The sequence below is a fragment of the Micromonospora rosaria genome (genome assembly GCF_001567585.1).
In the GTDB taxonomy this organism is placed as follows: Bacteria; Actinomycetota; Actinomycetes; order Mycobacteriales; family Micromonosporaceae; genus Micromonospora; species Micromonospora rosaria.
In genome coordinates this window covers 1-13,248 of record NZ_LRQV01000164.1, presented here as the reverse complement: position 1 = coordinate 13,248, position 13,248 = coordinate 1, and the positions used below count along the sequence as shown (strand labels likewise).

At 74.5% G+C, this 13,248-nt stretch carries 15 protein-coding genes and 1 riboswitch; of the genes, 13 read left to right on the top strand and 2 right to left on the bottom strand.

The features are described from left to right. The first annotated feature begins 44 nt into the window (after positions 1–44). The 6 genes from AWW66_RS28290 to AWW66_RS28265 all read left to right on the top strand — a co-directional run bounded on the left by AWW66_RS28290 (position 45) and on the right by AWW66_RS28265 (position 4,572). A complete protein-coding gene (locus AWW66_RS28290) occupies positions 45–791 on the top strand; it encodes an SRPBCC family protein (protein ID WP_067372619.1) in 747 nt (248 codons plus the stop codon). After that, positions 784–1,188 carry a cupin domain-containing protein gene (locus tag AWW66_RS28285; RefSeq protein WP_067372616.1) on the top strand — a complete coding sequence of 135 codons (405 nt, stop codon included), beginning with the start codon at positions 784–786 and terminating at the stop codon, positions 1,186–1,188. Before AWW66_RS28290 ends, AWW66_RS28285 begins: the two co-directional genes overlap by 8 nt. Beyond that, entirely contained in the window at positions 1,185–2,543 is a 1,359-nt protein-coding gene (locus AWW66_RS28280) for a beta-ketoacyl-[acyl-carrier-protein] synthase family protein (RefSeq protein ID WP_067372613.1), read from the top strand. The genes AWW66_RS28285 and AWW66_RS28280 overlap by 4 nt, the downstream gene beginning before the upstream one ends. Continuing rightward, the gene (locus AWW66_RS28275) at positions 2,540–3,853 is read left to right on the top strand and encodes a beta-ketoacyl synthase N-terminal-like domain-containing protein (RefSeq protein ID WP_067372610.1); all 1,314 of its coding nucleotides are present in this window, start codon (positions 2,540–2,542) and stop codon (positions 3,851–3,853) included. Before AWW66_RS28280 ends, AWW66_RS28275 begins: the two co-directional genes overlap by 4 nt. Further along, positions 3,850–4,218: an antibiotic biosynthesis monooxygenase family protein gene (locus tag AWW66_RS28270; RefSeq protein WP_067372607.1), complete on the top strand. Its 369-nt coding sequence runs from the start codon at positions 3,850–3,852 to the stop codon at positions 4,216–4,218. Before AWW66_RS28275 ends, AWW66_RS28270 begins: the two co-directional genes overlap by 4 nt. 102 nt (positions 4,219–4,320) lie before the next feature. Beyond that, positions 4,321–4,572, top strand: a complete 252-nt coding sequence (locus tag AWW66_RS28265) for a hypothetical protein (RefSeq protein WP_067372604.1) — start codon at positions 4,321–4,323, stop codon at positions 4,570–4,572. Between the two features lie 125 nt (positions 4,573–4,697). Here the strand turns inward: AWW66_RS28265 and AWW66_RS28260 are convergent, their stop codons facing one another. Continuing rightward, positions 4,698–6,137: a glycine hydroxymethyltransferase gene (locus AWW66_RS28260; protein ID WP_067372602.1), complete on the bottom strand. Its 1,440-nt coding sequence runs from the start codon at positions 6,135–6,137 to the stop codon at positions 4,698–4,700. A gap of 19 nt (positions 6,138–6,156) precedes the next feature. Continuing rightward, a riboswitch (ZMP/ZTP riboswitch) is annotated at positions 6,157–6,246 on the bottom strand. A gap of 109 nt (positions 6,247–6,355) precedes the next feature. On the opposite strand from AWW66_RS28260, the gene AWW66_RS28255 reads away from it, so the two are divergent. The 4 genes from AWW66_RS28255 (at position 6,356) to AWW66_RS28240 (ending at position 9,786) form a co-directional block, all read left to right on the top strand. Beyond that, positions 6,356–7,204 carry a metallophosphoesterase family protein gene (locus tag AWW66_RS28255; protein WP_067372599.1) on the top strand — a complete coding sequence of 283 codons (849 nt, stop codon included), beginning with the start codon at positions 6,356–6,358 and terminating at the stop codon, positions 7,202–7,204. A 153-nt stretch (positions 7,205–7,357) separates the two neighbouring features. After that, on the top strand, positions 7,358–7,588 hold the full coding sequence (locus AWW66_RS28250) for a hypothetical protein (protein WP_067372625.1): 231 nt from the start codon (positions 7,358–7,360) through the stop codon (positions 7,586–7,588). Positions 7,589–7,888: 300 nt separating this feature from the next. Continuing rightward, positions 7,889–8,701 carry an SAM-dependent methyltransferase gene (locus tag AWW66_RS28245; protein WP_067372596.1) on the top strand — a complete coding sequence of 271 codons (813 nt, stop codon included), beginning with the start codon at positions 7,889–7,891 and terminating at the stop codon, positions 8,699–8,701. A 113-nt stretch (positions 8,702–8,814) separates the two neighbouring features. Beyond that, positions 8,815–9,786, top strand: coding sequence for a DNA polymerase domain-containing protein (locus tag AWW66_RS28240; RefSeq protein WP_067372593.1), 972 nt, complete (start codon positions 8,815–8,817; stop codon positions 9,784–9,786). Positions 9,787–9,835: 49 nt separating this feature from the next. Here AWW66_RS28240 and AWW66_RS28235 read toward each other — a convergent pair whose 3' ends face one another. Then, entirely contained in the window at positions 9,836–10,342 is a 507-nt protein-coding gene (locus AWW66_RS28235) for an Lrp/AsnC family transcriptional regulator (RefSeq protein WP_067372590.1), read from the bottom strand. 72 nt (positions 10,343–10,414) lie between these two features. Here AWW66_RS28235 and pdhA point away from each other — a divergent pair, with 72 nt between their 5' ends. The 3 genes from pdhA to AWW66_RS28220 form a co-directional block, all read left to right on the top strand. Next, complete coding sequence (gene pdhA, locus AWW66_RS28230) at positions 10,415–11,632, top strand: pyruvate dehydrogenase (acetyl-transferring) E1 component subunit alpha (RefSeq protein WP_067372622.1); 1,218 nt, start codon at positions 10,415–10,417, stop codon at positions 11,630–11,632. Continuing rightward, complete coding sequence (locus tag AWW66_RS28225) at positions 11,632–12,648, top strand: alpha-ketoacid dehydrogenase subunit beta (protein ID WP_067372585.1); 1,017 nt, start codon at positions 11,632–11,634, stop codon at positions 12,646–12,648. Before pdhA ends, AWW66_RS28225 begins: the two co-directional genes overlap by 1 nt. A 138-nt stretch (positions 12,649–12,786) precedes the next feature. Beyond that, positions 12,787–13,248: biotin/lipoyl-containing protein (locus tag AWW66_RS28220; RefSeq protein ID WP_342671946.1), on the top strand; the 462-nt coding region annotated here is incomplete at its 3' end.

Sequence of the window (13,248 nt, the reverse complement as noted above, 5' to 3'; positions counted from 1 at the left end):
ACCGGCGACGCGGCACCGTCGCACCCCGAGCAGAGGAGAGCCTGATGACCGTCACCCGTGGCCGGCCGCTGACCGCGGAGATCACCGACATCCTGGTGGCGCACTGCGGCCTGGACGCCGACGTCGCCGCCCGTACGCCCGACGCCTCCCTGGAGGAACTGGGCATGGACTCGCTGGCCCTGTTGGAGTTGACCGCCGTGGTCGCCGACCGGTACCGGGTGCAGATCCCCGAACAGGCCAGCCAGCTCAGCATCCCGGCCGTCGCCGACCTGGTCGCCGAGGGCGCGGCGCCGGAGCCGGAACCGGATCCCCCCGGGCACACCGAGAACAGCATCGTCATCGCCGCCCCGCTCTCCCTGGTCTGGGACATCACCAACGACGTGGCGAACTGGCCCGACCTGTTCACCGAGTACGCCTCGGTGCAGATCCTCGAACGCGACGGCCGCACCGTGCGGTTCCGGTTGACCATGCACCCCGACGAGAACGGCGCGGTGTGGAGCTGGGTGAGCGAGCGTACCTCCGACTGGGCCAACCGGGAGGTCCACGCGCACCGGGTGGAGACCGGGCCGTTCGAGTACATGCGGATCCACTGGCTCTACGCCACCGAGCCGGAGGGCACCCGGATGACCTGGATCCAGGACTTCGCGATGCGCCCCGAGGCGCCGCTGGACAACGCCGGGATGACCGCCCGGATCAACACCAACAGCCTGGTCCAGCTCTCGGTGATCAGGGAGCGGATCGAGCGGGTGGCCCGGGAGCGGGCCGGGACGACGGGAGCCGACGATGAGTGAGACCACCGCCCGTACCGTCGCGCTGCGGGACGTGCCGCCGGACCGCCGGCGCGGCGGCGAGCTGCGGGTGCTGCTCGGCCCGCGGACCGTCGGCAGCACCTCGGGTTTCCTGGGCGTGGCGACCCTGCAACCGGGGGAGCGCATCGCCGAGCACTACCACCCGTACAGCGAGGAGTTCCTGTACGTGGCGCGCGGCGCGATCACCGTGGACCTGGACGACGAGCCGGTGCCGGTGGGCGCGGGCGAGGGACTGTTCGTGCCGGTGAACGTGCGGCACCGGCTGCGCAACACCGGCGACGAACCGGCCGAGGTGGTGTTCCACCTCGGACCGCTCGCCCCCCGCCCGGAACTCGGGCACGTCGACACCGAGGTGGCGGCGCAGCGGAGCCCGGCGTGACCGCGCCACGCCCGACCGGCGCGGGGCCGACCGGGGCGGCGTCCGGGCGGCGCACCGTCGTCACCGGCGTCGGGGTGGTCGCCCCGGGCGGGGTCACCCGGGACCGGTTCTGGAAGACCATCACCGAGGGGCGTACCGCCACCCGGCGGATCACCTTCTTCGACCCGTCGCCGTACCGGTCGCAGATCGCCGCCGAGTGCGACTTCGACCCGGACGCCGCCGGGATCACCCTGGCCGAGCGACGCCGCGCCGACCGGTACGTCCAGTTCGCGCTGGCCTGCTCGGCGGAGGCGCTGGCCGACAGCGGCCTGGACCTCACCGACGCCGACCGGGCGGTCACCGGCGTCGTCCTCGGCACCGCCGTCGGCGGCACCATGGCCCTGGAACAGGAGTACGTGACGGTCAGCGACGCCGGCCGGCACTGGCTGGTCGACCACCGCCTCGGCGGGCCGTACCTGTACCCGGCGCTGGTGCCCAGCAGCCTCGCCGCCGACGTGGCCTGCCGGCACGGCCTGCACGGGCCCGCCCAGGTGATCTCCACCGGCTGCACCTCCGGCATCGACGCCATCGGGTACGCCCATCAGTTGATCGTCGACGGGGAGGCGGAGATCGTCCTCGCCGGGGCGGCGGACTCGCCGATCTCCCCGGTCACCGTCGCGTCGTTCGACGCGATCAAGGCGACCAGCCCGGACAACGACGACCCGGCGCACGCCTCCCGCCCGTTCGACGCCGACCGGCACGGCTTCGTCCTCGCCGAGGGCGCGGCGGTGCTGGTGCTGGAGGAGGCCGAGCACGCCCGCCGCCGGGGCGCGCACGTCTACTGCGAGGTCGCCGGGTACGCCAACCGCAGCAACGGCTACCACATGACCGGCCTGCGCCCGGACGGGGTGGAGATGGGGCTGGCCATCGCCGCCGCGCTGCGCCAGGGCCGGCTCGACCCCGGGCAGGTCTCCTACATCAGCGCCCACGGCTCCGGCACCCGGCAGAACGACCGGCACGAGACCGCCGCCTTCAAGTGGGCGCTGGGCCCGGCGGCGTACCAGGTGCCGATCAGCTCGATCAAGTCGATGGTCGGGCACTCGCTCGGCGCGATCGGCTCCATCGAGATGGCGGCCTGCGCGCTGGCCATCGAGTACGGCGTGGTGCCGCCGACGGCCAACTGGAGCACCCGCGACCCGGAGTGCGACCTGGACTACGTGCCGAACGAGGCCCGGGAGGTGCCGGTCGACGTGGCGCTCTCGGTCGGCAGCGGCTTCGGTGGTTTCCAGTCCGCGATGATCTTCCGGCGGGTCGGCCGGCCGACCCGGGGTGGCGGCCCGCTGCCGACCTCCACGGCGGCGGAGCGCGCCGCGTGAGCGCCCGCGCGGTGGTCACCGGCATCGGGGTGGTCGCGCCGAGCGGCATCGGCGCGGACGCGCACTGGCGGACGGTGCTCGACCGCACCCGCCGGACCGGGCCGATCACGCTCTTCGACGCCGAGGGCTACCCGACCACGGTCGCCGGTGAGGTGGCCGGCTTCACCGCCGGCGAGTACGCCGACACCCGGCAACTGGTGCAGACCGACCGGTGGACCCACCTCGGCTTCGCGGCGACCCGACTGGCCCTGGCCGACGCCGGGCTGCCCGCGCGGGCCCCCGACCCGTACGGGTACGCGGTGACCCTGGCCAGCTCCTCCGGCGGGAACCTCTTCGGCCAGCGGGAGCTGCAACGGCTCTGGGGCGGGCCGTCGCGCACCGTCGGGGCGTACCAGTCGATCGCCTGGTTCTACGCGGCCAGCGTCGGGCAGCTCTCCATCCACCACCAGTTCAAGGGCCCGTGCGGGGTGCTGGTCGCCGAGGCGGCCGGCGGGCTGGACAGCCTGGCGCACGCCGTGCGGACCGTGCGCCGGGGCACCCCGGTGGTGATCGCCGGGGCCACCGAGTGCCCGCTGAGCCCGTACGCGCTCACCTGCCACCTGGCCTCCGGGCTGCTCAGCGGGGTGGCCGACCCGGCCGGGGCGTACCGGCCGTTCGACGCCGCCGCCAGCGGCTACGTCCCGGCCGAGGGGGGCGCGGTCTTCGTGGTGGAGGACCGGGCGCACGCCCTGGACCGGGGCGCCCGGATCTACGGCGAGATCACCGGCTGGGCGGCCACCCACGACGCCAGCCACACCACCGCCTCCACCGGCGTCGCCGCCGGCCCCGACACCGGGCCGGCGGAGGCCACCCCGGCCACCGCCGACCCGGCCGGGCCCGCCGACCCGATCTGGTACGCGCGGGCGCTGCGGCTGGCCCTGGACCGGGCCGGCGTCACCCCCGACGAGGTGGACGTGGTGCTGCCCGACGCGCTCGGGGTGCCCCGGTACGACCGGGCCGAGGCCGCCGCCCTGCGGGCCGTCTTCGCCGACCGGCCGCCACCGGTGACCACGCAGAAGCCGCTGACCGGCCGGGCCCACCAGGGCGGCTCGGCGCTGGACGTGGCCACCGCGCTGCTCGCCTTCCGGCACGACACCCTGCCGGCCTCGGCCGGCCCCGAGGATCCGGCCGACGGCTGCGACCTCGACTTCCTGCGGGAGCACCGCCGCCCGCGCAGCCGGGTCGCGCTGGTCGGCGCCCGGGGCTTCGACGGATTCAACAGCGCGCTGGTGCTCCGCGGCGCGCCGCCGCCACGACAGGGGGAACGATGAGCGAACACCGGGCCCGCGTGGTCTTCCTGGTACGGGTGCCGCAGGAGCGCACCGGGGACTTCCTGCGGGCGTACGAGGCGGTACGGCACCTGGTCGCCGAGGGTGTCCCCGGTCACCTGGTCGACCAGGTCTGCCGCTGCGCCACCGACCCGGAGCAGTGGCTGATCACCAGCGAGTGGGCCCGGCTGGCCGACTTCGAGGCGTGGGAACGCAGCCCCGAGCACCGGGACCTGGTCCGGCCGATGCGGGAGTGCTTCACCGACGCCCGGTCGCTGCGCTTCGTCGTGCACGCCCAGACCCCCGAGCCGGTCACCTCGGTCATCCGGGCCGACCCGGCCCCGGTGGTGGTCACCGGCGGCGGGTGAGCGGCGGCCCGGTGCGGCGCTGCGGTGACGGACCGCTGTCGGGATGCGGCACGCGGTGACCCGGTGGTTCCCCGGTCCGCTGTGGACGGCGATAATGGACCGATGGTTGCCTGGGAATACGCCTTGCTGGTCCGCCGGTACCAGGGACAGGGCCGCAGTTTCAGCGTCTCGTTCATCTGGTACGGCCCCGACGGTTCACGCACCGACGTCACCGCGTACGGCGACACCGCCGTCGCCCACCTGAACCGGGTCGGCCGGCAGGGCTGGGAGCTGGTCACCGCCGCCGAGGACGTGAACAACGTCCAGGGCAGCACCGAGGTCCACCGCTACCACCTCAAGCGCCCCCTGGCCTGAGCCCCGCTCCCACCCACCCACCCGAACGATCAAGGGGTTTGCGGTGCGACCCGAGCCGGTCGCCGCCGCAAACCCCTTGATCACCGTCCGGAGCCGGGCGGTGCCCGGCGCAGGGGAGGCAGGCGTCAGCCGAGGGAGACGGTGGGGTAGAGGGGGAAGCCGGCGAGCAGGTCGGTGGCCTGGTGGCTGACCTTGTCGGCGAGGGCGGGGTCCAGGACGTACTTGGCCTTGGAGCCGGTGCCGTCGGCGTTGGTGCCGGGGGTGGTCTGGGCGAGCACCGTGTGGATCAGCTCGGCGGTGGCGTCCATCTCGGCGGTGCCGAGGCCCCGGGTGGTCAGCGCCGGGGTGCCGATCCGGACGCCGGAGGTGTACCAGGCCCCGTTCGGGTCCTGGGGGACCGCGTTGCGGTTGGTGACGATGCCCGAGTCGAGCAGCGCCTGCTCGGCCTGCCGGCCGGTCAGCCCGTAGGAGGTGACGTCGATGAGCACCAGGTGGTTGTCGGTGCCGCCGGTGACCAGCTTCGCGCCCCGGCGCAGCAGCCCGTCGGCGAGGGCCTGCGCGTTGTCCACGATCCGCTGGGCGTAGTCGGCGAAGGCGGGCTGCCGGGCCTCGGCCAGGGCGACCGCCTTGGCGGCCATCACGTGCGGCAGCGGGCCGCCGAGCACCATCGGGCAGCCCCGGTCGACCTGGTCGGCCAGCTCCGGCCCGCAGAGCACCATGCCGCCGCGCGGACCGCGCAGCGACTTGTGGGTGGTGGTGGTGACGATGTGCGCGTGCGGCACCGGGTCGAAGTCGCCGGTGAAGACCTTCCCGGCGACCAGGCCGGCGAAGTGGGCCATGTCGACCATGAAGGTGGCGCCGACGGAGTCGGCGATCTCCCGCAGGATCCGGAAGTTGACCTTCCGGGGGTACGCGGAGTAGCCACCGACCAGGATCAGCGGCTTGAACTCGCGGGCCGCCTCGGCCACCCGGTCGTAGTCGATCAGCCCGGTCGCCGGGTCGGTGCCGTAGCTGCGCTGGTCGAACATCTTGCCGGAGATGTTCGGCCGGAACCCGTGGGTCAGGTGGCCGCCCGCGTCCAGCGACATGCCCAGCATCCGCTGGTTGCCCAGCTCCCGGCGCAGGGTGTACCAGTCCTGCTCGGTCAGGTCGTTGACGTGCCTGGCCTGGGCCTTGCGCAGGGCCGGGGCCTCCACCCGGTCGGCCAGCACCGCCCAGAACGCGACCAGGTTGGCGTCGATGCCCGAGTGCGGCTGCACGTACGCGTGCGCCGCCCCGAACAGCTCCCGGGCGTGCTCGGCGGCGAGCGCCTCGACGGTGTCGACGTTCTGGCAGCCGGCGTAGAAGCGGCGGCCCACGGTGCCCTCGGCGTACTTGTCGCTGAACCAGTTCCCCATCGCCAGCAGGGTGGCCGGGGAGGCGTAGTTCTCGCTGGCGATCAGCTTGAGCGACTCGCGCTGGTCGGTCAGCTCCGCGCCGATCGCGTCGGCCACCCGGGGCTCGACGGCGCGGATCACCTCAAGCGCGCTGCGGAACGCGGTGGACTCGGCGGTGGACGACGACATGCGACCTCCTCAGGACGTACGGGAAGGCCCAGGCGCTCGGCATGCGTCCTGATGACGGGACCGCTCCCCGATGGTTCTCCATCTTCACGCGCCAGTCACGGCCCGTGGTGATCCTACCGGGTCCGTCCCGACCGGTCCGGCACACCTCACGACGGCCGTGGCCCGGCCCGGTCGTCGGGGGGTCGCGGGCGGGGGCTCCATTGCCTAGGATCGCTGGCATGGCGGGGGACCAGGGCGCGCGGTTGCTCGCCATCAGCGATCTGCACATCGGCCACCCGGAGAACCGGGCCATCGTCGAGGCGCTGCACCCAGAGCGACCGGGCGACTGGCTGCTGGTCGCCGGGGACGTCGCCGACACGGTGGCCGACGTCGAGTGGGCCCTCGGGCTGCTGGCCGACCGGTTCGCGAAGGTCGTCTGGGCGCCGGGCAACCACGAGCTGTGGACCCCGCCGGGGGATCCCGTCACGCTGCGTGGCGTCGCGCGCTACGAGCACCTGGTGCAGCGGTGCCGGGCCCTGGGCGTGGTCACCCCGGAGGACCCGTACCCGGTCTGGACCGGCGTCGGCGGGCCGGTGCTGGTCGCGCCCCTGTTCCTGCTCTACGACCACAGTTGGCGTCCGGAGGGGCTGGACACCCCGGAGGCGGCGCTGGCCGAGGCGCACCGGGTCGGGGTGGTCTGCACCGACGAGTACCTGCTCCACCCGGACCCGTACCCGAGCCGGTCGGCGTGGTGCGCGGCCCGGCTGGCCCTGACCGAACGCCGGCTGGCCGAGCGGGACGGGGCCCTGCCCACCGTGCTGGTCAACCACTACCCGCTGGTGCGGGAGCCGACCCGGGTGCTGCGGTACCCGATCTTCGCCCAGTGGTGCGGCACCGAGGCCACCGCCGACTGGCACCTGCGCTTCGACGCCGCCGCGGTCGTCTACGGCCACCTGCACATCCCCCGGACCACCTGGCACGACGGGGTCCGGTTCGAGGAGGTGTCGGTCGGTTACCCGAGGGAGTGGCGGCAACGCCCCATCCCACCGGGCCGGCTCCGCCGCATCCTGCCCCCACCACCCGCCTGACCCCACCCCAGCGCCGGGCCGGAACCGGACACCCCGGACGACACGGCGCGGGGTGACCGGGCGGACCGGGCCCGGAGGAGTGACGGTGGCGCAGCCGGGTAACCGCTAATGGCAGGCGGAGCCGACACCAAGGGGAGGTGCGCCGTGGCCACGATGGTCAGGGAACCGGCCAGCCCGGTGAAGGACAAGAACTACGACCTCATCCACGCGCTGCAACTGTCGCTGGAACACATCTGGCGGATGGAGACGTACATCGCCGACGCCGAGGATCGCGGCGACACGGAGCTGGCCACCTGGTTCCGGGCGCTCCAGGACACCAGCCGCCAGGCCGGCGAGCAGGGCAAGCGCATGCTGGCCACCCGGCTGCAGCAGGAGAGCGGCTGACGGCGCGGTGACCGGACGGTGACCAGCCGCCCGGTCACCGCGCGCGTTCGGCCCGGCCGCCGACGGTGTCGTCCGTCGGCGGCCGTCGCGCATCCGCCCACGACCGGCTGATCGCGGAGAAGACCAGCAAGGGGTACGTGGAGACCGTCGCCGCCCCGGCCGGGCCGGCGACGGACGCGGGTACGGCACCGGCGGGGGCCGCCTGCCCGACGAGGACGCGGCGGACCCTCCGCTGTGGAGGCGTCGCGCCGGCGTGATCCGTTACGCTGTCCGGGCGATCGTGACAACAGAGGAGTGCTCGTGTCCCAGGCCGGTGGCGTCGACGCCCTCCCCACGGCCCCGCGCCCCGATCCCTCGGTGGCGCACAACGCCCGGGTGTGGAACTACTGGCTCGGCGGCAAGGACAACTTCGAGTCGGACCGGGCGGTCGGCGACCGGATCCGGTCGATGTTCCCGGTCATCGGGGAGGTGGCCCGCGCGGACCGGCGATTCCTGGCCCGGGTGGTCCGGCACCTCGCCGGCGACCTGGGTGTGCGGCAGTTCCTGGACATCGGCACCGGGCTGCCCACCGCCGACAACACCCACCAGCTCGCCCAGGCCGTCGACCCGCGGTCGCGGGTCGTCTACGTGGACAACGACCCGATGGTGCTGGTGCACGCCCGCGCGTTGCTGACCAGCTCGCCGGAGGGCGCCACCGACTACCTCGACGCCGACGTGCACCGTCCCGAGGAGATCCTGGCCGGCGCGGCCCGCACCCTCGACCTCGACCAGCCGGTGGCGGTGATGATGCTGGGCATCCTCAACTTCGTCCAGGACACCGAGGTGGCGGTCGCGATAGTGCGCCGGCTGCTCGACGCGATGCCGTCCGGAAGCTACCTGGCCCTGACCCACCCCACCGTCGAGCTCGGCGGCGAGGCGAACGTGGCGGCGATGGCGTTCTGGAACGCGCACGCCTCCCCGCCGATCCGGGCCCGGACCGGCGCCGAGATCGGCCGCTTCTTCACCGGGCTGGAGCTGGTCGAGCCGGGCCTGGTCTCCTGCGCCCGCTGGCGTCCCGACGACGCCGACGAGGCCACGGTGCCGCAGTACGGCGGGCTGGCCCGCAAGCCCTGACCGGCAGCACCGGCGCCCGGCCGCTCGCCCGCGACCGGTGGCCGCCGTGCTGTCCGGTGCTGCCTGGTGGCAACCGTCCCCGGCGGTGCCGGTGGGCGTCGTACCGTGGTCGCATGGCGGCAGCCGAGGAACTCCGGGTCGGGCAGCGGACCGTCCGCGTCTCGAACCCCGACCGGCCGTACTTTCCCGAGCGGGGTCTGACCAAGCTGGACGTGGTGCGGTACTTCCTCGCCGTCGGCGACGGCATCCTGCGGGCGCTGCGGGACCGGCCCACCATGCTGGAGCGGTGGCCCCGGGGCGTGCTGCCCGGCGTCCGGATCGGCACCCGGCAGGACAACCGGGGCGACGCCTTCTACCAGAAGCGGCTGCCGGCGGGCGCCCCGGACTGGGTCCGCACCGCGCACCTCACCTTCCCCAGCGGCCGGACCGCCGACGAGATCGCCCCGGACGACCTGGCGGTGGTGATCTGGGCGGTGAACCTGGGCACCCTGCGCTTCCACCCCTGGCCGGTGTCGACGGGCGACGTGGACCGTCCCGACCAACTGCGGATCGACCTCGACCCGCAGCCGGGGGTCGGCTTCGACCGGGTCGTCCCGGTGGCGCACGAGGTCCGGACGGTCCTCGCCGAGTTGGGGCTGACCGGCTGGCCGAAGACCACCGGCGGCCGGGGCCTGCACGTCTACCTCAGCATCGAGCCCCGGTGGGGCTTCGGCGACTGCCGCCGGGCGGTGCTGGCGCTCGGCCACGAGGTGCGCCGTCGCCGCCCCGACCTGGTCACCACCACCTGGTGGCGGGACCAGCGGGACCGGCCGGTCTTCATCGACTACAACCAGATGGCCCGGGACCACACCATGACCTCGGCGTACTCGATCCGCCCGACCCCGGCGGCGCTGGTCAGCGCGCCGCTGGACTGGGCCGAGCTGGACGACGCCCGGCCGGAGGACTTCGACGTGGTCAGCGTGCCGGCCCGGTTCGCCGACCGGGGCGACCCGCACGCCGGCCTGGACGGGGCGCGGTACTCGCTCCAGCCGCTGCTGGACCTGGCCGACCGCGCCGGCCTGCCCGCCCCGCCCGCGCCCCGCTGACCGGCCCGCCGCTCCACCCGGCGGCCCCGACCCCGCACCGGCCGGGGGCTCACTCCCAGGGGCTCTGCGCCCCGTCGAACTCCTCGAAGACCAGCCAGGTCCGGGTGGACAGCACCCCGGCGATGCTCTGCACCCGGTTGAGCACCACGTCCCGCAGCGCGGCGTTGTCCGGGGCCCGGACCAGCGCCAGCACGTCGTGGTCGCCGCCGATCAGCGCGGCGTGCTCGATGTAGCGCACCCGGGCCAGCTCCGCCGACACCTCCCGCCAGGTGTTCTGCTCGATGGTCAGCGCCACGTACGCCGAGGTGCCCAGCCCGGCCGGCTCCGGGGCGACCTGCGCCCGGAACCCGGTGACCACGCCGTCGCGCAGCAGCCGCTCCAACCGGGCGTACGCGTTGGTGCGGGAGACGTGCACCCGCTCGGCCAGGGTCCGCACCGACACCCGGCCGTCGCGGGTCAGTTCGGCCAGGATCCGCCGGTCGACCTCGTCCAACGGCCCGGCCGAACGTCCCGGGCCGCCCGTCCCGTCCCCGGGAATGGCGGTCTCCTGGCTCATCCTCACTCCTGTCGTATGCCATTCGTCCCGCCTTGCCGGCGGATCTTGAGTCAATCATCCTCTGCGGGGAGCATAGGCCCACCACACGTCCAGGAGGTCCCCGCCGTGACGACCACACCCCAGGCGGTCCGCAGGGCATCCCCGCGCACCCGCCGCCCGGCGAAGAAGACGGCCACCGCCGTCGACCCGGCCGCCGGTCTGCTCCCCGCCGCCGAACCGGTCCGACTGCTCGACCCCGCCGGCGGCGCGCTGCCCCCGCACGCCGAGTACCCGGTCCCCGACGCCGGGGTCCTGCGCGAGCTGTACCGGCGGATGGTGGTGGGCCGCCGCTTCGACGCCCAGGCCACCGCGTTGACCAAGCAGGGCCGGCTGGCCGTCTACCCGTCCTCCCGGGGACAGGAGGCCTGCCAGGTCGCCCCCATGCTCGCGCTGCGTGACGACGACTGGGTCTTCCCCACGTACCGCGAGTCGATGGCGCTGGTCAGCCGGGGCCTGGACCCGGTCGAGGTGCTCACCCTGCTGCGCGGCGACTGGCACTGCGGGTACGACCCGGCGGCCCGCCGGACCGCCCCGCAGTGCACCCCGCTGGCCACCCAGTGCGTACACGCGGCCGGCGTCGCCCACGGCGAGTCCCTCCAGGGCCGCGACACCGTCGCCTTCGTCTACATCGGCGACGGCGCGACCAGCGAGGGCGACTTCCACGAGGGGCTCAACTTCGCCGCCGTGTTCAAGGCGCCCGTGGTCTACCTGGTGCAGAACAACAAGTACGCGATCAGCGTCCCGCTGTCCCGGCAGACCGCCGCCCCGACCCTGGCCCACAAGGGCGTCGGCTACGGGGTGCCCAGCGAGCAGGTCGACGGCAACGACCCGGCGGCGGTGCTGGCCGTGCTCACCCGGGCCGTCGCGCACGCCCGCGCCGGGCACGGTCCGTACCTGGTCGAGGCGCACACGTACCGGATGGAGCCGCACACCAACGCCGACGACGCCACCCGCTACCGGGACGGGGCCGAGGTCGACGCCTGGCGGGACCGGGACCCGGTCGCCCGGCTGGAGGCGTACCTGCGGGCCACCGACGGGCTCGACGACGCCACCGTCGCGGCGGTCGCCGAGGAGGCCGAGGCGTACGCCGCCCGGCTGCGGGAACGGATGCACGACACCCCGACGGTGGACCCGCTGAGCCTCTTCGAGCACGTCTACGCCGAACCCACCCCGCAGCTCGTCGAGCAGCGTGAGCAGGTTCGCGCCGAACTGGCCGCCGCGGCGGCCGACGACGAGCGGGGGACGCGCTGATGGCCGCCACCACGATGGCGAAGGCGCTCAACGCCGCGCTCGCCGACGCGATGGCCGACGACGAGCGGGTGCTGGTCTTCGGCGAGGACGTCGGGCAGCTCGGCGGCGTCTTCCGGATCACCGACGGGCTCCAGGCCCGCTTCGGCGACAAGCGCTGCTTCGACACCCCGCTCGCCGAGGCCGGCATCGTCGGCTTCGCGGTCGGGCTGGCCATGTCCGGGCTGCGGCCGGTGGTCGAGATGCAGTTCGACGCCTTCGCGTACCCGGCCTTCGAGCAGATCGCCTCGCACGTGGCGAAGCTGCGCAACCGGACCCGGGGCGCGCTGAGCGTGCCGATGGTGATCCGGGTGCCGTACGCCGGTGGGATCGGCGGGGTGGAGCACCACTGCGACTCCTCCGAGGCGTACTACGCGCACACCCCCGGGCTGAAGGTGGTCACCCCGGCCACCGTGGACGACGCGTACTCGCTGCTGCGCGCCGCCATCGACGACCCGGACCCGGTGGTGTTCCTGGAGCCGAAGAAGCTCTACTTCTCCAGCGCGGAGGCGGCGCTGCCGGCCCGGACCGAGCCGATCGGCCGGGCGGTGGTCCGCCGGCCCGGCCGCGACGCCACCCTGGTCGCGTACGGGCCGTCGGTGCCGGTGGCGCTGGAGTCCGCCGAGGCGGCCCGGGAGGAGGGCTGGGACCTGGAGGTGGTGGACGTGCGCAGCATCGTGCCGTTCGACGACGCCACCGTCACCGCCTCGGTCCGGCGCACCGGACGCTGCGTGGTGATCACCGAGGCGCAGGGCTTCGCCGGGGTCGGCGCGGAGATCGCCGCCCGGGTGCAGGAGCGCTGCTTCCACGCCCTGCACGCCCCGGTGCTGCGGGTCAGCGGCCTGGACATCCCGTACCCGGCGCCGATGCTGGAGCACACCCACCTGCCGAGCGTGGACCGGGTGCTCGACACGGTGGCCCGGCTCCAGTTCGACGACCAGCCCGACCCGCGCTGGCTCACCGAGGGCGACGCGGCATGAGCGCGCGCAGCGGGCGAATCATCGTGGTCCCTTTTCGTGCTGGTGCCGAGCGGAGCGAGGTGACGGCATGAGCGCGCGTAGCGGGCGAATCATCGTGGTCGGTCCTCGTGCTGGTGCCGAGCGGAGCGAGGTGACGGCATGAGCGAACAGGTGTTCCTGCTGCCCGATCTCGGCGAGGGGCTGACCGAGGCGGAGATCGTCGAGTGGCGGGTCGCGGTCGGCGACACGGTGACCGTGGACCAGTCCGTGGTGGAGGTGGAGACGGCCAAGGCGGTCGTCGACGTGCCCTGCCCGTACGCCGGGCGGGTGGTGGCCCTGCACGGGGCGGCCGGGGAGGTCCGCCCGGTCGGCCAGCCGCTGATCACCATCGCCCCGGCCGGGACCGGCGGCGCGGAGCCCGCCGGGCACGCCACCTACCGGGAGGAGGAGCGCGCCGGCTCGGGCAACGTCCTGATCGGGTACGGCACCGGGCACGGCGGCGTCGGCCGGCGGCGTCGCCGCGCCCGCCTCGCCGTCGCCCCCGAGGCGTCGGCCCCGACCGTGCCCGCCGCCCCCCTCTCCGCCGCCCCCGCCGCGCCCGTGCCCGTCCCCGCCGCCGCG